This window comes from Thiocapsa roseopersicina (assembly GCF_900106925.1).
Classification (GTDB): Bacteria; Pseudomonadota; Gammaproteobacteria; order Chromatiales; family Chromatiaceae; genus Thiocapsa; species Thiocapsa roseopersicina.
The window spans coordinates 1-21,748 of the sequence record NZ_FNNZ01000035.1 but is presented as its reverse complement, the minus strand read 5'-3'; the positions used below and the strand labels follow the sequence as shown (position 1 = coordinate 21,748).

Sequence of the window (21,748 nt, the reverse complement as noted above, 5' to 3'; positions counted from 1 at the left end):
GCGGATTTGCTGAAACAGCATGGGCGCGACGCACCGTGTAAGCAAGCGTCGCGGGCGATCCGGTGCGCGTGTGCGCGAATAGGCCGTTCCGCTGGAATCATAGCCCCTTGTCGGCGCCACCGCGTAAGTGGGCAGAACTGCTGACCGGAAAGCGAACCGCCAGGGGCACCTGTGGGGCTCTGATGCGGCAGCAACAGAGGCGCCGTCGGTCACGCTGGGTGACCTGGCGGCCGCCATGGGAGAGCGATGGGGGGAACTGGACTCCGGCGTGGGTCTGGGGTACAGGAGACTCAAGTCGACGGGCTTCCGGGTTGCCCAGAACCTGCATCCATGGTTTGGCTCGGTACGCATATCGCCTTCTTCACCTCGCCGCCGTACTATGCCGTGCTCTTCCCGTCCGTGCGTAGTCCCTAACCCGAAGACGTGAAGGCAAAGGGGACGAGCATGACGTGCCGTGGCAACTACCACAGCGGATCCTTTGGCCGAGCGATCGACGGCCGTTTGCTCTCGCCGCGCGCGGCCTATCGGGTGCTAATCCTCAGGCGAGGTCGACCATGCAGCTGGATGACATCGTCCCTTGGGGGCGCTCTTACAGGGAGTATCGGGCGATGTTCACCCTGACCGACGAGGATCTGGGCGGGCGGATCATCGGCGTCGGGGACGGCCCAGCGGCTTTCAACGCCGAGGCGCATGCACGCGGTCAGGACGTCACCTCGGTCGATCCCCTCTATGCCTTCACCCCCGAGGAAATCCGCAGTCGCATCCGCACGATCCGCCCGCAGATCGAAGCGGGGCTTCGGGCGAATCCGGCCCGATACGTCTGGGACCATTTCCCCGACATCGAGGCTCTGATCGCGCACCGGCTCGACGCCATGGAACGCTTCCTCGAGGACTATCCCGGACCAGGCATCTCCGCACGCTACCGAGCCGCCGGCCTTCCGCGGCTCCCCTACGAGGACGGCGCCTTCGACCTTGCCTTGGTTTCGCACCTGCTCTTCACCTACTCCGATCATCTCGGTGCCGAAGGTCACATCGAGGGCGTGCAGGAGCTTCTGCGCGTCAGTCGCGAGGTGCGGATCTTTCCCCTGTTGACGCTCGACGGGAACCCGTCGCCACACCTCGATGCCGTAACGGCACACGCCCGGGCAGCCGGATGGAATGCCGAGGTCCTGCCGGCCGACTATATCTTTCAGGTCGGCGGCAACCGGATGTTGAGGCTATCGCGTCCGACAGCGTGACCGGACCCGAGCAGTCTCCAGCCGGGGCTCGGACTCCCGAGCACGGGACGCTCAAGGTTGCTGTGGCAACTGCCACAGTCGAAAACTATACCAGGCAGCAATGAGGAACCGCGCCGCGGTTGTTCGACCCGTCTGCAACGGCAAAGAGTGACGGCAAAGATGGTGTGGCAACTGCCACAGACGGCGGGTGAAGCGCTTAGAACGAAGCCGATCTCAGGTTGAGCAAGGCGCGGATGCCGGGCATCCCGGCGCTGAAATGACAAGATCTCTTGTGCGTGGGTATTGGACGGGTTATTCCACCGTTTTCTTTTTCGTCCCACCCCGACCTGTCTCGGTCCGGCCACCCCGGAACGGCCGGGCAGGGTAGGGCGGGGGCAGGCATCCGTGGCGACGCACCCGAACCCGCCACCTACTCCTCGAAGTAGTCGTCCACCGCCTGCTGCATGGCGGCATACAACTCCTGCTTGGTAGCACCGGAGGCCCGCGGCAGTTCCAGCGTCATGCCGCGCGAGGTCCTCTTGATCCGCACCGCCAACTTCCCGGTTGCCTTGGCCGAAACGGTGGACAGGACGATGCTTCGTCGACCGTCGGTGCGGCGGTCGCGCGCCGCATCCAGAAACGCGGCCAGCGTCTCGGCGCCCGTCTGCGGCAGGTTGCTGCTGTGTTCCGAGCGGGCTTTCGCCAGCGCGCGGCCACAGGCCAGGATGCGCTTAACCGCATCCCGGTGTGCCGGCTCTTCACTCGAAAAGATCGGGCTGAGCTGTCGCCAGTGCGAGGTCCGAATCTCCAGGATCGACGGATACGCCCGAACCAGGTCGTCCGGCATGTCGCACAGTGCGAGGATGCGGCTCAGATTCGAGCGGTCGATCTGGATCGCATCGGCCATCCGCGAGATGTTCCCCTCGTAGAGACTCTTCAGCGCCCACCGATACTCCCGTGCCCGCTCGAAATCCGAGATGTCGCGCTGCCCCCGGTTCTCCGCATCCGACAGCTCGAACGCCGCCGCAGTGTCGAGCTCATCGCGCACCTGGATCAGCAGGAGATAGGGCTCGCCTTCGGCATTCACCTCGCCGTGCATGCGAAGCCAGGAGACCGTCCAGTGGCGCCGTCCCCCCGACAGGATCTCGAAGTCATGCTCCGCCCCGTCCGCTCCCGCCCGCGCATCACCCTTGAGGCTGCGCACGATCGCCGGACGCTCCTGGCGCCCGAGCGTGCGGAAGCCGGCAATCAGATCCGCGCACCGTTCGGCGTTGAGCAGCTCGTAGGCACGGTTGTGGTGTTGCCACAGCCGACAACGCGCCGGATCGACCCAGTGCAAACGCTGGATCGTTGCCTTCTGAATCGTGGCATTCGGCTGCCCGGGTGCCCGTGGATTGGTGATCCCGGCGATGTTCGTCCCGAACGGTCCCGAGCGTTCATTCCCTGCCGACCCGGGACCGGCACCCTCTTGACCCTGCTCGATCCGTTCGGCAATCCCCGACATCAAATTGCGGTTCTTCATGCGGGTCGATCTCCCTACATGAGCCCCGCTTCGCGCAGGGCTTCGTGATGACTCGGCCAGGTGCGCCGGACCAGGATTTCGAGTTCGCGGTTGAACCCGTCCAGATAGACGATGCAGCGTCGATGGACCTCCCTCGACGTCAAGGCGACGGGCTGCTCGTAGACCGTCTCGAATCTTGCCGACGCGTTGTCGATCTCGGCGCTGTCCTTGATGGGCGACACCATCAGGTAGGAACCGAAGACCGTTCTCATCAATTTGGCGATCGCCGTCTGCGTGGACTTTCGTTCGTCGAGCTTCGACAGCGCAACCCGCACGAACCGGTAGCTCGGTTCGACCCCATGCCGGCGCAGAGTCTCCAGGGTGTCGATCACCATGCTGAAGAAATGCGTAGTCGAAGCGAAATCGATGTTCGCTGGCGGCACCGGGATCACCAGCGCATTGGCCGCCACCAGCGCACTGATCGAGATCAGTCCCAGCGCGGGCGGCGGGTCCAGGATGATGATGTCGTAGCCGTCGGCCACGCCTTCGAGGCCGGCGCGCAGTGTCTCCAGAAGCTCGACATTGCCGGCCACCTGCGCCGCCAGTTCGTACTCGGCACTGTAGAAGTGCAGGGCACTGGGGATCAGATCGATCCCCGGCCAGTAAGTCTTGCGGATCGCGTAATGCAGACTGTGCTGCTCGCCGAGCAGGTAGGGGGCGATGGTCTCGTCATGCCCGATCTGCAGATCCGGATTGAAGCCGAACACCGTTGTGGTGCTCGCCTGGCTGTCCAGATCGACGACCAGAACCCGATAGCCATGGATCGCGAAGTATTGCGCCGAGTGACAGGCGAAGCTCGACTTGCCGACCCCGCCCTTGAAGTTGGAGAAGCTCAGGATCAGGGGCGGATCCTGCGGCGAGCGCCACGGCCGGGTCCCGAAGAGGTCGCGCATCCGATTGACGGCGTCCAGCGAGTAGCCGCTGCGCCGACCGTTCTCAAGAAGGCCGGGGGAGGGCAGCTTGCCGTCCTTCTCGGCAAGACGAATGGACTGCTGACTGCGCCCGGCCAGCTCCGCCGCCTCCGAGATCGACCAGGTCCGACGCAACGTCTTCTGGCCCTCCGGGGCGAAGACGTCCTCACGCAACGCACCAAGCACTTCCTCGGCACGCTTGCGGAGAAACTTCAGCGGATCTAGGCCCGAATCTTCCGTTTCCATGATCGCTACCCGTTGCCTCTGCTCTCGACAATTATCGCATTTCGAGAAGAATAGACGAGAAAAGCGCTAATGAACAGAAACCGAAGACGATAACGTTAACCTAATCCCAGAGGCTCTGTTTGTCAAAATGCACCGGTAGAGGAGGGTAGGGCAGGCCAGCATCTCGGTTCGACGCCAAGGCACACGGGTGCCAAAATCACCCCTTCGACGGGTTCACCCGGGCCGACCGGTCGTCCCCGCTCACACGAATCGGGAGACTCCTGGATGCCCCCGCACGAGATCGGTTGGTTCGGCGCAGGCTACGCCGTGGCGAAGGGCGGTACGGCTCCCGACGACTACTATCCTCCGCTGAACGACCTGGATGCCCAACGCGAATGGTTAGGGGGCTTCGGGGCAGGGTGGGTGGAGTGCACCGACGGCGATCTCGACGTCATGCTCGCGACCTTGTTCGGCGACGGGAGCGCGGGCGAGACCATCGACGACGCCTTGGAACAAGCACTGGAGGGGAGGGCGGCACTCCTGCGGCAACTGCGAGCGCACGGAGAGGGTAGGGCGCACCGTACACTGCATTGAAGGTTATCCCCTGTTGCTGTGGATAAACCAGTTCGGAACATCCATTTCCCGCCGCAAACCTCGCGTACATCAACCCGATGCGTTAGATCGCTCAAACATTGACCACTTGTCCCGGCATCGGTCTTGCAGTCACGTCGTGAGCGACTCCTGATTGTCGATCTCCTCTTCCTGTTTCTCGATTTCCTCTTTCAACCGCGCCAACTGCGCACGCAGCTCGCGCATCTCGTAGTCTCCAACGTCGTTCTCCCTGCAATTCGGCGCGGGCAAATCGGCGACGAGCCTACCCAACACCTGAACGGCCTCGTAATGCCCGATACGATCCAGGATTTCCGCAGCGCCATTAAGCGTGCATTCCACTTTCTTTAGGTCATCCCAGCCATAATAATAACCGTTGTCCAAGTGCTTGATTGTCTCGGCGGCGAGCCGACGCGCTTCCAGTATGACGTCTATCATCGAGTCTCCTACAATCGGTGTTGGTGGGGCGAGCGGATGACGGATCCTTATAGCCAGCGACTGGATTTCCCGCAACCACGGAGCGCGGCCGGATCAGGCGGTCATCCGGCGATTTCGTATAACACACCTTATGTCAAGTCGCATGCTCAGGCATATTAGGCTATGCGCTATGATCCGAGTTGACATAAACCGATGGACTTGTGATGTCCGGCCGGGACACGCCATCAACTTCCGAGGAGAGCCGAGCATGCCGCGACGAGGCCTTCACCGTCCGTCCATCGTCACCTGGCGCGAGTACCTCCGCCAAGTGTTCGATCATGAGGGGTTCCCGACCTGAATCTGCTCGCCGAAGGAGATTCCTGGTTCACCATCAGCAGCCTACCCCCCTACAACCTCCTCTTCGAGCTTCGTTTCCGCAAGCACACCCGAATCGTCAACTGCGGCACGCCCGGCGACACCATCGTCAGCATGGCCAGCATCGCCCGAAGCCAGCAGCTGCGCGAGGCCCTCTCGCCGGGGATCAAGCGCTGGGATGCCATCCTCCTGAGCGGCGGCGGCAATGATTTGATCAACGCGGCCGGCAATATCGTCCTGCCCAAGAACAACCGGCCAACCCTTCCCGGCAACCCCGCCGCCTTCTGCAACCAAGCGGCACTCCAAGCCCTGATCGAGGACGTCCAGGACGGGTATCGGCGTATCGCCGCAATGCGCGACGTCCCCGGCGGCCCGAGCCGCGGAGTGCCGATCCTCGCCCACACCTACGACTACGCCACGCCCCGCGACGCGCCAGCCATCTTCGGGAGCCTCGGCCCCTGGCTCCATCACGCATTCAACGATCGGGAGATTCCGCCTGGCGACCGGGTCGCACTCGCCGACTACCTGACCGATCGCTTGGCCAACGGACTCCTGGCGCTCACCGCCGGGACGCATCGAATCCTCGATCTGCACGTGGTGGACACCCGCGGCACCATGACGCGAGCCGCGCTCGGGCACCGCGGCGACAGCCACGACTGGCAGAACGAGATCCACCCCAACGGCGGCGGCTACGAGAAGCTCGCCAAGCGCATCGAGCCGGTTCTCGAGGGGCTGCTGGGTCACTGATAGAGCTGGCGCCATCCCACAGGAGCGATTCCCCATGATGGTCTTACCTTTCGCACTGGTCACCCTCGCCCTCGGCGCACTCTTCTTGCGCCGGCGCAGAATCGCGCTGGCGCTCTGGGGACTCGCCCTCCTGTCATTGCTGTGGCTGTTCCATCTGCATACCAACGATCCGCTACTGCTGAGCTTTTGAGGAGGCAGCCATCATGACCGACAAAATCTCCCGCAGCCTTGACGCTCTCGGCCTGCTGGCCATCGGCCTTGTGCTTGCCGTGGCCTTCGCAGACCAACTGTTGAACCACGAGTTGCCTTGTCCCCTGTGCCTGCTGCAGCGCGTCGGCTTTGTCCTCGACGGGTTCGGCTTGGCGATGAACCTCGTGTTCCGTCCGCGGGCCAGCCACTATGGCCTGACCATCCTCGGAGCCATGGCCGGCGGCGCGGTCGCGCTGCGCCAGATCCTGTTGCATGTCGTGCCGGGTACCGGTGCCTACGGCGCGCCCTTCCTCGGACTCCACTTCTACACTTGGGCGGCGATCCTGTTCACCCTGATCGTCGTCGGCAGCGCTATCCTGCTGCTGTTCGACGCCCGCCTCGACGCCTCCCCCGCGGACCCCGAACCCATCAGCACCCTGGCCAGGATCGCCCTCGTTCTATTCGCCCTGCTGGCCGTCGGCAATGCCCTTTCGACCTTCCTCGAGTGCGGCCTCGGCTTGTGCCCCGACAACCCGACCGAGTACGAGATGCTGCATCAGTAACCGGCGGGACCGAACCGCGATCGACGACGCACGGCGCCTGCGATCGCAGCCCCACCGACACCTCGCCGGTGGTGGATTCACACCGCAAATTCTCTGAGACGCATGCCAGCCATGACCAGAATCACCTTGCGAATCCCCGAGGGCACCGAATGGCCCGTCGTCGGACGAGATCCCGACACGGGCTCACTGAAACTCCGGCCCGGCTTCGTGGCGGAAGTGGCCGAGGCATCAGGTTGCACCGTCTACGACGACGGCAGCAACCGACCTTTATTCACGACCGACATGATCGGTGCCCTGCTCCTGGAGTGGTATCGCGAACGTCGAGTGATGGGCGCCCCTTCCTGCCCGACCATGGAGGCGGTCATCCAGGAGGCACGGAAAGAGTCCCTGCACTGATTGCCTGCTCTCCCCGGCTGATCGCCCGACCGCAATCAGGTTGTAGCTGGCGGGCAACGCGACGCCGACTCGATCCTTCTCCAGACCCACCCGAAGGAGCAGGTGCTCGCATCGGCCGTAAGTCTCATGAGTCAGTACGCACTGTGTTGTTTATACGTTCCACGTGGAACTTTTTACGTCTGTTTTTTATACACTTTCTTGTTGTCCTACTCCCTTCCCGTGATCTGCTTTCATGATGGACATCACCCCGAAACCAGCCATGACCAGATCCACCCGCCTTTGGCCATAAAACGACGGAAATATCCCGCTCTTCCGGATGGCCGACCACGATCCGTCCCACAAACTCCTGTTCTCGCGGCGCGATCCGACCGCGCGCTTGATCTGAGGCTCGTGCATGAGGACGGGGTCGAGCAAATGGACTTCACGACCCTCAGCGCGTCAGCGAGTTGGCATCAGCCTCGACCTTCCAAGGCGCGCGGACGACATATTCCGGCATCTATGCAGGGCGATCGCTGGGTCTTCGTCGATTGAAACGTACTGCGGTGCCGCTATCACCGCGGATCTGGCGAACCCGAGCCTAGTGCTGCAGAGTGGAAATCCTGATACCGTTTGTGAAGAGTGCGCGGTAACATGATGGCCATGTTCATCCTTACTGGTCTCGACGCGTTCGCCATGGCCCGCTGCACTGCTGCCCCCATTGACCTGACCAACAAGCCCTGCTGCCGTCTCAAGGCCATCGTGCGCCAGCACAGCGCGCCGCAGAGTCTCGTGATGCGGGCGCGGATCATTCTGCTTGGCGCTGACGGCGCGGGTGTGCGCGAAACCGCCGAGCGGTTGAGCCTCGGGCGTGCCACCGTGCAGCGTTGGCGTGCACGCCGGACGGCCCCCGCGGGCCAGCCGTTCCGCGAGCGACTGGCCGATGCACCGCGTCCGGGAACGCCGGCGACGTTCACGCCCGAGCAGATCTGCGCGATCATCGCGCTGGCCTGCGAGAACCCGAGCGTCGCCGGCTTACCCATCACGCACTGGACCCACGCCGCCCTCGCCGAGGAGGCGATCGCGCGGCATCGTCACGGAGACCTCCTCCCACTCGATCGGGCGCGTCCTGCGCGAGGTCGATCTGAAGCCGCATCGCACCCGCGGCTGGATCAACAGCCCGCGCGATACGCAGTTCGAGGAGAAAGGCCGCGATGTCTACGAGACCGACCGCTTGGCGCCCGAGCGTGCAGCCGCGGGGATTCAGACGCGCAGCATCGACGACATGACCGAGGTGCAGGCCCTCAAGCGGGCGGAGCGACGCGAGTTCGAATACATCCGCCACGGCACCTTGACCCTGATCGCATCCTTCGATTTCGCCACCGGCCGGGTCACCGATCGCCTCGGGCCGACCCGCACCGAGGTGGATTTCGCCGGGTGGCTCGTCGAGCTGCTCGCCAGCCGCCACGCACTGGCACCTGATCATGGACAACCTCAACATCCACGTCTCCGAGGCGGTGGTGCGTCTCGTCGCCGAAGCCATCGGCTTCACCGGCGATCTCGGCGTCAAGGGCACATGCGGCATCCTCAAGTCGGTGGCGACGCGCGAGACATTCCTACGCGACCCGAGCCATCGCATCGTGATCCATTTCACCCCCAAACATGCCTCGTGGCTCAATCAGATCGAGATGTGGTTCTCGATCCTCGCACGCAAGGTCATTCGTCGCGGCAGCTTCACCTCGGTCGAGGATCTGCAAAAGAAGATGTCCGCGTTCATCGACGTCTTCAACGCCACCATGGCCAAGCCGTTTCGCTGGATCGATCAAGGCAAACCCCTTGCCGCTTGATCAACGAGAACGGTCTCGGGATTTCCATAGCGCAGCCCTAGGAGCCTGTCCGACCATAAGTCGGACAGGCTCCTAGGGCACTGTTCATCAGGGTGCCGTCGAGCCAAAAGGCCACGAGGTCGAACGGATCGCCCAACTCACCGTAAGCCTCGCAATCGAGGTGCCGGCGGTAGCCACGGACTCGCATTTATAGTTTTCGCCCCCGGCCGTGACGTGCTTCTTGCCCATGGTAAGAATGGGCTATAATAGGAACTTTGATTTGGCCAAAATTGCCGCTCACCCATGTCTAAAGTCATGGGTTTGTGCGGCGATTTTAGTCATTTTACGGCAAATGGCCGACAACGACCCTTCGAAGCTGCAACAGCGACCGACCCCTGATGGAGCACTTCGTGTGCTTGCGAAGGCGCCGACAAGGAAATTCTCGAGTGATCACTTCGTCAATGCCCCTTGTCGCAGATTAATGGCGGCGACCAGTCGGTCAGACAGTGCTTCCACAACCTCCGCCTTCGGGCGTAGAGGGATTCCTAGATCCTTGGCGCACAGCGCTTCGTATACCCGCATGATCGTCGAGGGTGCATGAAACGGGCGTCTAGCGTCCGGATTTGCGAAGCTGAACAGGGTGTAGGGTAGACGCACGTTGTGCACTCCGTGCTCCAGACACAATTGATCTTTGACCCGATCGCGCTCCTGCTGGGCGTACAAGTCGGCTTCGACGCGATGGTATTTCGGCGTGAAGCGGTAGTGCTGTATTCCGTCGCATTCGACGCTAAGGCCACGCTCTTCGCAATAGTTGTCGAGTTCTAGTCCGCGCAGAAAGCTGGGGCGTGCGTTCCAGAATATGAGCCCGGTTGATTCCTCCAGAATCATCCGCGTCACATGCTCGGATGCTGACTTTGATCGCAGCAGTGGGCATCGGCGCAGCGAATTCATGGATCTCATGTGCGTCACTCCAAGGTGATCAATCAATCTTAATGGCAGGCGCGAGTTTATGTATTCTCCGCATGGCGTAGCAAGCTGGACGCCGATTGTCTCCTCGATATAGCGTTTGTGTTTCTCGTATTCGGTCTGTCGCCGTTTATTTATCGCATTGGCCTCGCCGCAAACCGGGCAACCTTGGTGAAGTTTATCGAACGGTTTTTCGTATACAGCGTGACTGGGATGTTTCAAGCACCTCCACGGCAATTTGGTGCGGTTAGATTCGTAGGAGTCACAGGCATCATCACGCGATATGGTCAATGCGACATGATGCTGACGCTCGTAGGCATCGATGCGCTGTACGATCTCAGCAGGCGCCAATGCGGTGGGCTTCCGCATTAACAGATCCGTGAGGTCGCTCAATGTCAGCGTGACTTCCCCCTTCACATCGACTTGTCGCCTGCGCAAGTATGTCTTGAGATTGCGATTGAATTGCCGTGCTGAGATCTCAGAGGACGCCGTTCCCAACACGGCGAACCGTTCGTCCCAGAGTCGCTGACCGTTCGGGTAACTTCCGAGGGTGCATCCTGCATCATCGATGAGATGGATCGGTTGTCTGCGAGCGTTCGCCGAACCGCATTTCGGAAGAGGCGCAAGGCGCTGAAAGAACTCCTCGTCGATGGGGATCGGCCCAGTGGGAGGGTTCGAGGCATATTCGCGCTGCAGAGGCTTGAGGCGAGAGCTTAACCGCGACGCGGATAGGTGGTGGTCCGCCGGAGTCTGCGCTCGCGACGCATCTGAAAAGTATGCGTAGAGGGCTGCTTCGCTTGCGAACACCTGTCCCCGAAACGTGTAGGTATACCATGCTGTGCTTCTGCGGCGTCGCTGCTTCACCACGGTATCGACAATGTCGGCGATCGTCCCGCCTGAGGATAGGGCGTCATCCAAACGTTTGGCACATCGATTCCCGGAGCCGCCGACTGCTTGCACGAGCACGAGATCGCACTCTGGATCCGTCATCCCAAGCTCCCGCTTGAGGACGTGACGTGACCGTTCGAGAACGTCATCGAGCCGCCGTCTCATCGATGCACGAGGGTCAATGTTGAATGGCAGATCCTCGCACCGCAGGTGCTGGATCAAGGTGTCACGCACACGATCCAGTTCCGAGGTGATCTGGGCTATGCGTTCATGTCCCGTGGGCTCGTTCATCCAATTCGCTCCGTCCGGTTTTAGATGCTGCAAGGATCGCCCGATGGCACAATGACTGGGCTTCGGACGCACGATCGCTAAGGTGAAAGTGCGTAAAAGACATGTCCGGATGGACATTGCATGGTGATCTTCTGTTGGTGTCGCGCGATCGCCCGAACCCCGTAGGGCGTCAGCCAGATGTTGATCTCTTCTGGCGACTTGTGCCCACGGATCGGCTCGTCGTCGCCAAAGCGCTAATCGACATAGGGCATGGGGAGACCCCGATCGTCCTGCAGGCGTTGCATGACAGCCGAAAAGTACTTTTTTGCCGTTCGGAAAACATCCGTGGCAATGGCCGGTGCTGGGATGGCGATTTGGCAGGAGATACGCGGAAAACTCCGTCGAATCCGCTCTTCGAGGTCACGCGCAAGGAGCGGATAGTTGGTTTTTTTGCATCGCATCGTCGTCGGCCTCCGGAAGATCGCCTCGAAACAAAGAGAACTTATATCTTCTCTTTTAAGAAATATAGAACATATTTATTCCTTATGCAAGATCCACTCGAGATCAGTATTTGCGCCCGCCTCCGCGAGGAGAGGCGGCGCCTCGGCCTGACCCAGGAGGACCTTCGAGGCCTGTGCGACACAACTGTTCAAACGATCCGCAGGTGGGAGAAAAACACTCCAATTCCTTGCGACCAGCTCGCCCGAATGACGCCCAGCGGAGTCGATGGGCAGTACGTGGTCACCGGCATTCGATCGACAACTGGTCAAACCGTCGCGGCGGGCGATGCGGAGATTTCCGGCACGGATCAGCGGCTGTTGAGCCTCGTGAAGACGCTGACCGCCGAGCAGCGCAGCGCCCTGTTGGCGTTCTTGGATACACTTTCTTCGGGTAAGCCATCGACGTAGTGCTGCGGCGCCGACATTCCGACATCGCGATGACACGGCGCGATGCGCTCGTGGTGTAAGGAAGAGTCCATTGTCAACGGTTGAACCGATAAAGCCATTTGCGCTGCTGCGTTTATCCCGGACCTGGTGAGCATCGTTGAGGGCCAAGCCGGCCGGCACGGCCGGTTTTTTGACGCCATAGGGGATGCCCGGCAGCATGTCAGGGGTCACAAATACGACTCACTCTTAATAAGGCCAGGCGACGGACATCCGCGCCCGCAGGAGGCGTCGCGGCGACCTGACCGGGAGGACAGAACGGGCAAAGCTAGCCGGTGGCGGGGATCGGTTGCACCAACGAGCGCATCTGTTCGAGAGTCTCGCGCAGTCCGACGAGGCCTACGTTGAGTTGCGCCTCGCCACCAGCGCCTGTGCGTCAAACCGACACGCGGGCTGTTCGGCGCCGGATTCCGCATCCTCGACGAGATCATCGATCAGCTCGACGCCATCCTGCGCGTCGAGGGCACGCTCGCCGCCTTGGCCGTCTATCGCAGTGCGCTCGCGCAGACCCGGCGAGCCTTCTCCCTGATGCTGATGGAATATCTGGAGGGACCCGAACGCTCGGTGGATTGCCTGGCGCACCAGGGCGAGCTCGTCGCCGCCGTCGCGCGTCTCAAGCACGGGCGCCATCAGTCGCTCGAAACCTCCGGAGCGGCGATCGAAGGGGCGCGCCGGCTGGTCGAACGCTATCGTCTCGACGGGATCGTCAACATCCAATTCCGCGATACCCGCGGGATCCCGCATCTGCTCGAGATCAACGCCCGGATGGCCGGCGGCATGCTCTACAGCTGCGCCGCGCTCAACCTGCCGTACTGGTCGGCGATGCTGGCGCTGGGTCTCGCCCAACCGCACGACGTGCCCGCCCCGCGCGAGGGCCTGCGCGTCGCCCCGATCGGCAGCGCGCTGACGCTCACGAACGAGGCGTCGTAGCCCGCGGAGCCGACGACGCTTGCCATCCACCCCATCACACACGGAGATCTCGCATGTCCGAAACAGAGACTAAGAAGAATGAACTGACCGCGGCCATCGGCCTGCGGTTGCGCGCCGAGCGCCACCGGCGTCGGCTGAGCTTGTCGCAACTCGCAGCGAGAACAGACGGCGCAATCTCGAAATCGTGCATCAGCAACTACGAGCACGGCATCCGGCGCCTCGGGCGCGCCCTCGGTGACGTCACCCCAACCACCAGCTATGTCTCGACGACAACGACCCCCCTGTCCGACGCAGAGCGCACGCTGCTCGCGCGCTATCGGGCGAGCAACGTGCGCCGCCAAGCGCGCATCCTCGCGGCCGCCGAATCCGAAGCCACCCGCTCGCAAGGCCAATGCGCACACGCCGCCTAGCGCGCGTGCAGCGCGTCCCGATCATCCGTTCAGCGAAGGAGCGCAGCGTGTGCAAAACCCCATCCAGAAGAGAGTGATTCCGCGCCCGAAGTCAGCACCTTTCGGCCCCCGCTCAGCCTTTCCGTCTCGCCATGACACGGCGCGACGGCGCGAAAGGTCGACGATTTGGGGACACCTTCGAGCGATCCTCGAGCGCCCGAGATCGGCACCTTTCAGGCCGCGTCTCGGCCTCCCCGCCGGCGCCGTCCTGGCCCTCCTGATCCTGCCGCCTGTCCACGCCGACACGCTCGCCGGCAAAGTGGTGCGCATCCTCGACGGGGACACCGTCGAGGTGCTCGACGCGCGCAAGCAGACCTACAGGATCCGTCTTTCGGCGGTCGATGCCCCCGAGAGCAAGCAACCCTTCGGCGCCAAGGCCAAGCGCGCCCTTTCCGCGCTGGTCGCCGGGGAGACCGTCAGCGTCGAGTGGCGCAAGATCGATCGCTACGACAGGCGAGTCGGCGTCCTCATCCTCGACGGCACCGACGTGAACCTGGCACTCGTGCGGGCCGGCTTTGCCTGGTGGTACCGGGCCTACGCCGGCGAACAGTCCGCGCGCGATCGGCAGCTCTACGAGGCGGCCGAGCAGGCGGCGCGGCGCGAGGGGCTCGGCCTGTGGTCCGACCCACGGCCGATCGCACCATGGGATTGGCGCGCCGGCGGAGCGCCGGCGAAGCCGAGCGTCGGTGCCTGCCCGTGCGACTCGGGGCGGACCTGTACGGGTCCTCGCGGAGGCATCTATTGCCTCCGGGGAAGCGGAACGAAGCAGTATTTCAAGCGCGAATAATGACCGCATCATCGGATCACATCGCCTGCAGACGTTCCGCGGCCATGACAACACCCGTCACGCGCCCCCCTTCCTCATTCACAGTTCAATAGCCTTCTCTATCCGTCCTCCGACAGCCCCGGAATAGACATTCCGGGGCGTTTTAATTCGCAGGCTGGCCGTTTTGGAATGAAAAACGGTTCCGGGGCCTCCGGCGAAAGTGTCGGAGAGTGACTTTCGCGCTCGTCGCCCGACGGCGAAAGTGTCGGAGAGTGACTTTCGAGCTCGCCGCCCGACGGCGAAAGTGTCGGAGAGTGACTTTCGAGCTCGCCGCCCGACGGCGAAAGTGTCGGAGAGTGACTTTCGCGACCACCCCGGAGTTCGACGAAAACGCTATATGGACAAAACATCCGCGTGTCCATATAGCGCCGCATCCGGGGGGGGCGTGTCCATATAGTTAGTTAAAGGAAAAACGGCCCCTTCTGTCCATATAGCGCAACGATCGGGGTCGCGCCGTCGCCTCGCGAAATTCCCTCGCCGGGGGCCGGCCAGCACCGCGCGCGCGCCTCCCGGCAGCCCCGGTGCCGAGGCCCTCCGCGGCGCCCAATCAGCGCGCGAATGAACGTCGCACCCGCCGCTATAGGCCTCGCCAGGGCTTCGCGAATAGACCGCGCGCTGCGGCGGCGCCCCCGAGCGCTCGCGTCCTTATTCATTCCAACGCCTCCGCGATTAAGCCTCCGCGTATCCATTCGGCCATTCACCGCGCCGACCGGCACGCTTGCGCGTACCGGCCCGCTATGCGAACATCGTCGCAAGCTGTGCATCAGCGTGCGCGCGTCTCCCGACGCGCTCCCCCGACCGCCACGGTGCGGCGCGACGGCCCCCCGCCGTCATCCGGAAGGATCTCCTTCCGGAATCGCCGACCGTCAGCGTCCGTTTTTCTTGCGCTTCCGCGCGTTCGAGCTGGCGATCCAATTCCAGCGTCTCCCGACTCGTCTCTGTCGCTTCGACCTCTGTCGCGGCTTCGGGCACGAGCTTCCGCCATTTCCCCGATCTCCCACTCCCGTTCCGGCTCGCGCACCGGTTCGGTCTTTCTATGTCTGCGGCTGCGCACCGCGTTTCTCGGAGAAGTTCATGAAAAAAGGCAATCAGACCCCCTGGGGACACGCGACGACTAGCACACCAGCGGGATCCTCGAGTCCGACGGCTGCTGGGGCGGTGATGCGAATCGTGCCGCTGGCACTGCTCTCTCTCGCGGGGCGGACCTGATCGAGGCACGCGGATCTCGGCGATGGTCACCCATGCCCATCCCGAGTAGCGTGCCCGCCCGGCTCATGGCACGGGACGCCAGGCACCGTTGTCGTGGTGTATACCATCCTCCGGCCCGCCGCTCACCCAGCCGCACCCCAGCCGCACCCCGGCACGCGCCGCCGGATGCTCCCGTCCCGATCATCCCACCGAAAGAGATGCAGCCAGCCGTTGTCCAGCAACTGACGGACCAGCGCATGGCGGGCGATGATCTCCTCGATCGGCGTTTCGGGCGCCTGCAGGACGACGCTCAGGCGCAGCGGCTCGTGGATCCAGCGCCGGCCGTCGTGAAGCGACTGCAGCGGCAGCCCCGTGCGCAGATCGCCGCCGTTGCCTTCGAGCACGCCGATGGCGCCGCCGACCACGTTGTGCAGGACCTTGTTGCCGCTGCCGAAGCGTCGGTTGTCGACGGTGGAGCCGTAATACTGGAGGTTGATCCAGGCGGCGACCACCATCGGCGCGGTCATGATCAGCTCCAGGGTCTTGAAGTCGGCATCGTCGCGCCAGGTGTAGTCGTGCAGGAAGGCGCGACCGCCCAGATCCAGGCCCCGGGTGCGCGCGCGCGGCGCGGCGATGAAGGCGGCGTTGCCGGCCAGGCCCCACTCGGGGCGGACCTGGGACCAGTCGCGGCTGCGCCGGCGGATGCTCGTCTCCAGACTGTGACCGCGCCGCCCGTCGAGCCCGAGCAGGGTGGCCCGTTGCATCCGCGTCAGCTCCCCGGCCTGCGCGAGCCAGCTGCGCAGCTCGGCCAGCTCCTCGGCGTAGCCCGCGGGCAGGACCTCGACGTCGAACAGATGGACGTCGTCGACCGTGGTGTCGTGCAGCGCGGGCAGGAACCAGGTGTCCCCGGGGATCCCCAGCCCGCGCTCGCGCAGACCGCGGCGCACCGCCGGGTCGTTCAGGAGCGCGGCGACCACGCGGGCGCTGGCCTCGCCGGTCTGACCCGCGCAGGCCCCGCAGTCGAGCCCGGCGGCATGGGGGTTGTTCACCGAGCTGCTGCCGTGACCGACCAGCACCACCAGACGGGCGAAGCCCTCGGTGAGCGACATGGCGCGCAGAATCCCCTCGGCAAGCCCGATCCGATCCGCCTGCGGAATGCCGGGGCGCATGCCGTCGAGTGCACCCTTGGCGCCGCAGGCGCCGGCGTGGTCATGCCCGTGCGCGTGCTGCCGGTGCGCATGCGACGGCGCCTCGAGGGTCGGTCCGACCCGGCAGGCCTCGGCCGCATCCAGACGCAGATCGTCGGGGGCGGGGACCGGCCGGCTCCATCCCAGGGTGTCGCCGACGAGCTTGGGCGCATAGAGCCAGATGCCGGCCGATTCCACGAAGGAGAAGCAGGAGGAGGCGCCCATCTTGAACGCCTTCCAGGACTTGCCGATCCCGAAGCGACGGCGCTGTACGGCCAAGGCACGCTCGGCCTCCTCGGAGTCTGCACCGTGGATCTCGGAGCAGACGCGGTAGGATGGCGTGAGCAGGACCGGCACATGGGTGCGTGCGGTGACGGCGCCGAGCGGGACATGCTCGATCGGCACGCCGAAGAAGCCGGCAAAACCGAGCGTGCGTCCCTGCGGGCAGACCGTCTCGAAGGCACGGCGGATCACCTCGGAGCGCACGTCGATACAGAAGGCCGCCTGCACGACGGGTCGGCTTGCGGTTTCGCCGTTCGCCGCCGTGCTCAACTGCCCGATCAGGCCGCGCTGATAGGCGAGCTCCGCCGCGCTCAGGAGCACCTGATCGATCTCCCGAGTGCCGGCGTCATCGTCGGCGTCCCCGCCGGCCGCCCCGCCCGCGCCGAGTTCGGCGCAGACCCGGCGCCAGCGTTGGCGCAGCTGCGGGCTGCTCTTGTGCTCGTAGACCAGGACGTCCCACGCCAAGCGGATCGCGAGCAGCTCCTCGATGGTGTCGTCGGTGCCGCCGGCCAGCTCCGCCTGCCAGCGCAGCAGACGGGTCCATGCGGCCCAGCCGCCGATGTCCAGCAAGGCCGCGTGCAGGTAGTCGCGCTCCGCGCCCGGGGGGATGCCCAGCCGGTTCAGGGCCGCGCGGATGCAGTCGCGCGGCGCCTCGGGCAGGGCCTTCACCCGCTCGCGCATGCTGCCTTGCCCCATCATGGTCGCGCTGAAATCGAGCGCCGCGAAGCGTCGCCACGAGGCGTACAGTGACAGGCCCTGCCAAGGCTGCTTCCAGGTGGCTTGGCCCATATCGAAGAAGGCCGCGCAATGCTGGCTGATGCGGTCCACAACGAAGCTCGACCAGTCGTCGGCGTCCATCTCGTCGAGCACCGCCGTCAGCAGCGGTACGCGCCCGGCCGGCGTCGGTTCGACATCGACGGCGCGTTGCAGCGTCGCGGGGTCGAGCCTGCTCCCGCACAAGTCGGCGGCCCGGCGCAGATCCTCCGCGGTGATCCGCCCGGCGGCGATCTGCTCGCGATAGTAGGCTTTGGGCATGTACAGGCGCGCGCCCGCTACCCGGTGCAGCATGGCCGCGGCGTCTTGGAAGGGCATGTCGCGCAGCCCGTGGAAGGGATTCACCGCGACGAAGCGATCGAGCGGCCAGAGCGGGGCGATGCGCTCGCAGGCGGCGGCGATCTGCTCGTCGAGGAGCGCGGCCCCGGCGGCATCGGACCGCTCATGCACGTGTGCTTGGCCGATCGGCGGTGTTATCGCGATGGCCGACGTCTGTTGGAGCGTGTCGAGATCGTTCAGGTTCATGGCTGCATCCCCCTCATGAAACGATGGGCGCCGGGCGCAGGGGCCACAGGCGCGTGATCAAGCGGGTCACCAACACATCGACATAGAGCCCGTTGTAGAGATGCACCTGGATCGCCTGACGCAGCGGTGCCGGGATGCGCATGAAGAGGTGTTGCAACACCAGCAGGCCGATGAAGACGGCGACGACGGCGAGACTCAGGATCAGATCGAAGCGGCTGGTGGACGGCGCCACCGCACCCACGCTGTCGGCAACGGCGTACTCGAAGACCGCGTGCAGACCGAAATACCCGAAGCACACCAGTGTGCCGATCGCGCTCGCCCGCAGCAGCAGCGCGGCGTTGTCTTCCAACTGCAAGGCCTGCAGCAGCAGTTGCGCCACCGCGACCGCAATGATGGCACCGGTGACGATCAGCGCCGGCTGGTGAACCGGATCCACCCCGAACACGAAACCCGCGACGATGGCCATCAAGAGCGCCCCCTGGAAGGCCACCAACCAATGCCAGGGCTGAGGGCCGCCGTCGCGAAACTTCGGGGTCGCCGCCCGGAAGCCGTCCACGCTGCTGCCCGAGGCAAGGAAGGCGTGTGCCTTGTACAGCGAATGGGCGACCAGGTGCAGCAGCGCCAGGCTGTAGAGTCCGAGACCGGCCTCCAACAACATGAAGCCCATCTGCGCGGACGTCGACCAGGCCAGCGAGACCTTGATGCTGGTCTGGGTCAGCATCACCAGCGAGGCGACCGCGAGCGTCACCAGGCCGACCACCGCCAGGGCATCCAGCGCCGGACCGGACAGCGACATGATCGGCGCCATCCGGATCACCAGGAAGGCGCCGGCATTGACGATACCCGCGTGCAGCAAGGCCGACACCGGGGTGGGCGCCTCCATCACCTGCAGGAGCCAGCCGTGGAAGGGGAACTGGGCGCACTTGAGCGCCGCGCTGAGGACGATCAGCCAGGCCGCCCCCTGCAGCGCCGCGGGCAGCGGTCCCTCAAGCCCCTCCATCGCCGCGTAGACGCCGGCGAAATCCAGCGTGTGCAGGGTGGACCCGATCAAGAGCACCGCGATCAGCAGGCTTGCATCGCCGATCCGGCTGAAGACGAACTTCTTGTGCGCCGCCATCACCGCGGCCGGGCGCTCCGGATAAAAGAGCAGCAGACGGTGCAGGCTCAGACTCGTCGCCATCCAGGCCAGCACGAACATCAGGAGATTGCCCGCGACGATCAGGGTCAGGATCGATGCCAGGGTGAGCAGCAGCCACTTGTGGAAGTGCCCCTCGGCGGGGTCGCCGGCCATGTAGTTGCGCGCATAGGTCGACACCAGCGCGCCGACGAAGGAGACCAGCGTAAGCATGATCACCGTGACGGCGTTGACGTAGACGCCGATGGCGAAGGCGCCGCTGTCCAACGGCAGATCGATCGAGAGCAAGGTCAGTGACTGCGCCTGCCCGAAGCCGTGCCCCGTCAACACCGCCAGGGCCAGCCCGAAGGCGGTCCAGGCCAGGACATTGGCGAGGCGCGCCATCAGCGGCCCCGAACGGTTCGCGATCCGGCTCGGAATGGCCCCGGCGAGCCCTAAGACGACCGGCGCGGCAACCGCCGCGGCGGTGACGAGCGTGAGTGCGGACGACATCGATGCCTCCCGGGCTTGCGCCCGACGATTGGGTTCGATGTGATCCTGGGGGCGCGTCGATGTCTTGAGAAATCTATCTTTTCGATCCGACCTATCGGCGATGCTCTAAGCGTGGCGGGTGGTGTCTCGCGTGAGCGAGCCAAAAAAGCTCTCGTCGACGAGGCTGCGCACCGTGGAGGAGACGCATTGGTCGGTGAAGATCCCGGTCAGCACCACGTTGCGGATGCCCAGGTTCGTGAGGATCAGGCGCAGGTTGGTCCCGGTCAGGGCGCTGTCGGTGGTCTTGGTTACCACGATCCCGCCGGGGAGCGGTGCCAGCTCCGGGACCAGTTGGCTCGCCGCGCTGTCCTTGGGCAGCAGCAGCGCATTCCAGCCTGGCTTCTTTTGACTGAGCGAGCGGTCCCGCCCGTGCTCGAGCAGGCAGGCGGGTGGATCGCGCGGACGAGCCAAGCAGGGGCGAGCCGTCGGTGCCGATGATCCCCGCGCGTGTTGCCTTTGTCGAGATCGCGAGCGAAGGCAGGGCGGCGGCCTGCCGGGGCGACTCGCGAGCGCGCGACCCGGAACCGATGCGCAGACCGCCGGACCATGAGCGCGCGGCCGTTAGCCGGCTTCGCTCTTCCCGTGCTTGACCGGACCTCGGCACCACTCTAGCCTCGCTCCTGCGGTCTGCAGGAACGGTTTGACCCGCCCCGTCGCAACGACAGCATCCAGATGCTCAAGAGGCGTCCGACGCATGTGTAGGCTCAGGATCCGATTCGCCATCATGGCCGCCGCCCTGTTCACGGGCTGCACGGACGCCGAGCGACCGCTTGCGCTCGGGACCCTGGAGCGGGATCGCATCGCCCTCACCGCCACCGTCGCCCAACTGGTCGTCGACCTGCCGGTGGCCGAGGGCGCGCAGGTCACGAAAGGCACCCTCTTGGTCCAACTCTCGGACGGCCAACAGCGCGCGGAGGTCGAACGCGCCAAGGCGCAGGTCGCCCGGTCCAAGGCGCATCTGCAGCAGCTGCGCAACGGCCCCCGCAGTCAGGACATCGCGGCGGCCAAGGCCCAGGTGGCCGGGCGCGAGGCGGATCGGCGCGAGGCCCAGATTACCGCCGAGCGCAATCAGGAGCTGATCGCCCGCAAGGCGGTCAGCCAGGCCGAGGTCGATCGGACCAATGCGCTGCGCGATGCCGCAAGCGCGCGGCTGGACGAGGCCAAGGAGAACCTGGACGAGCTGCTCGCGGGCACGCGCCCGGAGCATATCGCCCAAGCCGAGGCCGAGCTCCGTGCCGACGAGGCCGCTCTGGCCCATCAACAGGCCTTGCTGGCGGAGCTGCGCATCGTCGCTACACGCGACGGCGTGCTCGACAGTCTGCCTTGGAACCTCGGCGAGCGCGTCACCGTCGGCAGCCCCGTAGCCATCATCCTCGCCGGCACGGCGCCCTATGCCCGGGTTTACGTCCCCGAGCCCTATCGGGTCAAGATCAACAAGGGCGATACGCTCAAGGTGCACGTCGATGGACTGGATCGGACCTTTGACGGCACCGTACGCTGGATCAGCTCCGACCCGGCCTTCACCCCCTACTACGCCTTGAATGCCAGCGATCGCGCCCGGCTCATGTACCTGGCGCAGGTGGAGCTTCCGGACAGCGCCGCCATGCTTCCGAACGGCGTGCCCGCACAGGTCGAGATGCCGTGACCGAGCCGGTCATCGAGGCGCGCGCGCTGACGCGCCGGTTCGGCGACCTCATCGCCGTGGATGCACTGGATCTGACCGTCGCTCCGCGCACCATCTATGGCTTTCTCGGCCCCAACGGCTGCGGCAAGACCACCACCCTGCGGATGCTCACCGGGCTGCTGACGCCATCCGCCGGCACGGTCACGGTGCTCGGCCA

20 protein-coding genes and 1 pseudogene are annotated in these 21,748 nt (G+C 64.6%); 14 read left to right on the top strand and 7 right to left on the bottom strand.

Features of this window, described 5'->3' with window-relative positions; genetic code table 11:
• The first annotated feature begins 554 nt into the window (after nt 1-554).
• Complete coding sequence (locus tag BLV04_RS21970; RefSeq protein WP_093037767.1) at nt 555-1,238, top strand: hypothetical protein; 684 nt, start codon at nt 555-557, stop codon at nt 1,236-1,238.
• Nucleotides 1,239-1,647: 409 nt separating this feature from the next.
• Here BLV04_RS21970 and BLV04_RS21965 read toward each other — a convergent pair whose 3' ends face one another.
• Nucleotides 1,648-2,739, bottom strand: a complete 1,092-nt coding sequence (locus BLV04_RS21965) for a ParB/RepB/Spo0J family partition protein (protein ID WP_093037764.1) — start codon at nt 2,737-2,739, stop codon at nt 1,648-1,650.
• 14 nt (nt 2,740-2,753) lie between these two features.
• Complete coding sequence (locus tag BLV04_RS21960) at nt 2,754-3,935, bottom strand: AAA family ATPase (RefSeq protein ID WP_093037761.1); 1,182 nt, start codon at nt 3,933-3,935, stop codon at nt 2,754-2,756.
• A gap of 264 nt (nt 3,936-4,199) precedes the next feature.
• Here BLV04_RS21960 and BLV04_RS21955 point away from each other — a divergent pair, with 264 nt between their 5' ends.
• Nucleotides 4,200-4,508, top strand: coding sequence for a hypothetical protein (locus BLV04_RS21955; protein WP_093037758.1), 309 nt, complete (start codon nt 4,200-4,202; stop codon nt 4,506-4,508).
• 129 nt (nt 4,509-4,637) lie between these two features.
• Here the strand turns inward: BLV04_RS21955 and BLV04_RS21950 are convergent, their stop codons facing one another.
• Nucleotides 4,638-4,961, bottom strand: a complete 324-nt coding sequence (locus tag BLV04_RS21950; protein WP_093037755.1) for a hypothetical protein — start codon at nt 4,959-4,961, stop codon at nt 4,638-4,640.
• A gap of 468 nt (nt 4,962-5,429) precedes the next feature.
• Between BLV04_RS21950 and BLV04_RS21945 the strand changes: the two genes are divergently transcribed.
• The 6 genes from BLV04_RS21945 (at nt 5,430) to BLV04_RS25355 (ending at nt 9,033) form a co-directional block, all read left to right on the top strand.
• Nucleotides 5,430-6,062, top strand: coding sequence for a hypothetical protein (locus BLV04_RS21945; protein WP_093037752.1), 633 nt, complete (start codon nt 5,430-5,432; stop codon nt 6,060-6,062).
• A gap of 34 nt (nt 6,063-6,096) precedes the next feature.
• A complete protein-coding gene (locus BLV04_RS25110; protein ID WP_175534753.1) occupies nt 6,097-6,252 on the top strand; it encodes a DUF5993 family protein in 156 nt (51 codons plus the stop codon).
• Nucleotides 6,253-6,265: 13 nt separating this feature from the next.
• Nucleotides 6,266-6,814: a disulfide bond formation protein B gene (locus BLV04_RS21940; RefSeq protein ID WP_093037749.1), complete on the top strand. Its 549-nt coding sequence runs from the start codon at nt 6,266-6,268 to the stop codon at nt 6,812-6,814.
• 111 nt (nt 6,815-6,925) lie between these two features.
• Nucleotides 6,926-7,210 (top strand): hypothetical protein, encoded by a 285-nt coding sequence (locus BLV04_RS21935; protein ID WP_093037746.1) that lies wholly within the window; start codon nt 6,926-6,928, stop codon nt 7,208-7,210.
• 630 nt (nt 7,211-7,840) lie between these two features.
• Nucleotides 7,841-8,668, top strand: a complete 828-nt coding sequence (locus BLV04_RS26125) for a helix-turn-helix domain-containing protein (protein ID WP_217633773.1) — start codon at nt 7,841-7,843, stop codon at nt 8,666-8,668.
• A gap of 2 nt (nt 8,669-8,670) precedes the next feature.
• Nucleotides 8,671-9,033 carry a transposase gene (locus BLV04_RS25355; protein WP_217633772.1) on the top strand — a complete coding sequence of 121 codons (363 nt, stop codon included), beginning with the start codon at nt 8,671-8,673 and terminating at the stop codon, nt 9,031-9,033.
• Nucleotides 9,034-9,462: 429 nt separating this feature from the next.
• On the opposite strand, the gene BLV04_RS21915 is transcribed toward BLV04_RS25355, so the two are convergent.
• Nucleotides 9,463-11,157 (bottom strand): putative endonuclease domain-containing protein, encoded by a 1,695-nt coding sequence (locus tag BLV04_RS21915; RefSeq protein ID WP_093037738.1) that lies wholly within the window; start codon nt 11,155-11,157, stop codon nt 9,463-9,465.
• A 101-nt stretch (nt 11,158-11,258) separates the two neighbouring features.
• Here BLV04_RS21915 and BLV04_RS24610 point away from each other — a divergent pair, with 101 nt between their 5' ends.
• The 4 genes from BLV04_RS24610 (at nt 11,259) to BLV04_RS25105 (ending at nt 14,246) form a co-directional block, all read left to right on the top strand.
• The gene (locus BLV04_RS24610; RefSeq protein ID WP_139192008.1) at nt 11,259-12,044 is read left to right on the top strand and encodes a hypothetical protein; all 786 of its coding nucleotides are present in this window, start codon (nt 11,259-11,261) and stop codon (nt 12,042-12,044) included.
• A gap of 513 nt (nt 12,045-12,557) precedes the next feature.
• Entirely contained in the window at nt 12,558-13,010 is a 453-nt protein-coding gene (locus BLV04_RS21900; RefSeq protein ID WP_175534752.1) for an ATP-grasp domain-containing protein, read from the top strand.
• Between the two features lie 53 nt (nt 13,011-13,063).
• Nucleotides 13,064-13,420, top strand: coding sequence for a hypothetical protein (locus BLV04_RS21895; RefSeq protein ID WP_093037726.1), 357 nt, complete (start codon nt 13,064-13,066; stop codon nt 13,418-13,420).
• A gap of 301 nt (nt 13,421-13,721) precedes the next feature.
• Nucleotides 13,722-14,246 (top strand): thermonuclease family protein, encoded by a 525-nt coding sequence (locus BLV04_RS25105; RefSeq protein WP_175534751.1) that lies wholly within the window; start codon nt 13,722-13,724, stop codon nt 14,244-14,246.
• A gap of 1,370 nt (nt 14,247-15,616) precedes the next feature.
• On the opposite strand, the gene BLV04_RS21885 is transcribed toward BLV04_RS25105, so the two are convergent.
• The 3 genes and pseudogenes from BLV04_RS21885 to BLV04_RS21875 all read right to left on the bottom strand — a co-directional run.
• The gene (locus BLV04_RS21885; RefSeq protein WP_093037719.1) at nt 15,617-18,241 is read right to left on the bottom strand and encodes a YbcC family protein; all 2,625 of its coding nucleotides are present in this window, start codon (nt 18,239-18,241) and stop codon (nt 15,617-15,619) included.
• 13 nt (nt 18,242-18,254) lie between these two features.
• Entirely contained in the window at nt 18,255-19,868 is a 1,614-nt protein-coding gene (locus tag BLV04_RS21880; protein ID WP_093037716.1) for an NADH-quinone oxidoreductase subunit L, read from the bottom strand.
• A gap of 123 nt (nt 19,869-19,991) precedes the next feature.
• Nucleotides 19,992-20,294: pseudogene (locus tag BLV04_RS21875) on the bottom strand (cysteine hydrolase family protein); the annotation flags it as partial.
• Nucleotides 20,295-20,631: 337 nt separating this feature from the next.
• On the opposite strand from BLV04_RS21875, the gene BLV04_RS21870 reads away from it, so the two are divergent.
• The gene (locus BLV04_RS21870) at nt 20,632-21,552 is read left to right on the top strand and encodes an HlyD family secretion protein (protein WP_217633771.1); all 921 of its coding nucleotides are present in this window, start codon (nt 20,632-20,634) and stop codon (nt 21,550-21,552) included.
• Nucleotides 21,549-21,748 (top strand): ATP-binding cassette domain-containing protein (locus BLV04_RS21865; RefSeq protein ID WP_139192007.1); only part of this gene is annotated, 200 nt, incomplete at its 3' end. The genes BLV04_RS21870 and BLV04_RS21865, both read left to right, overlap by 4 nt.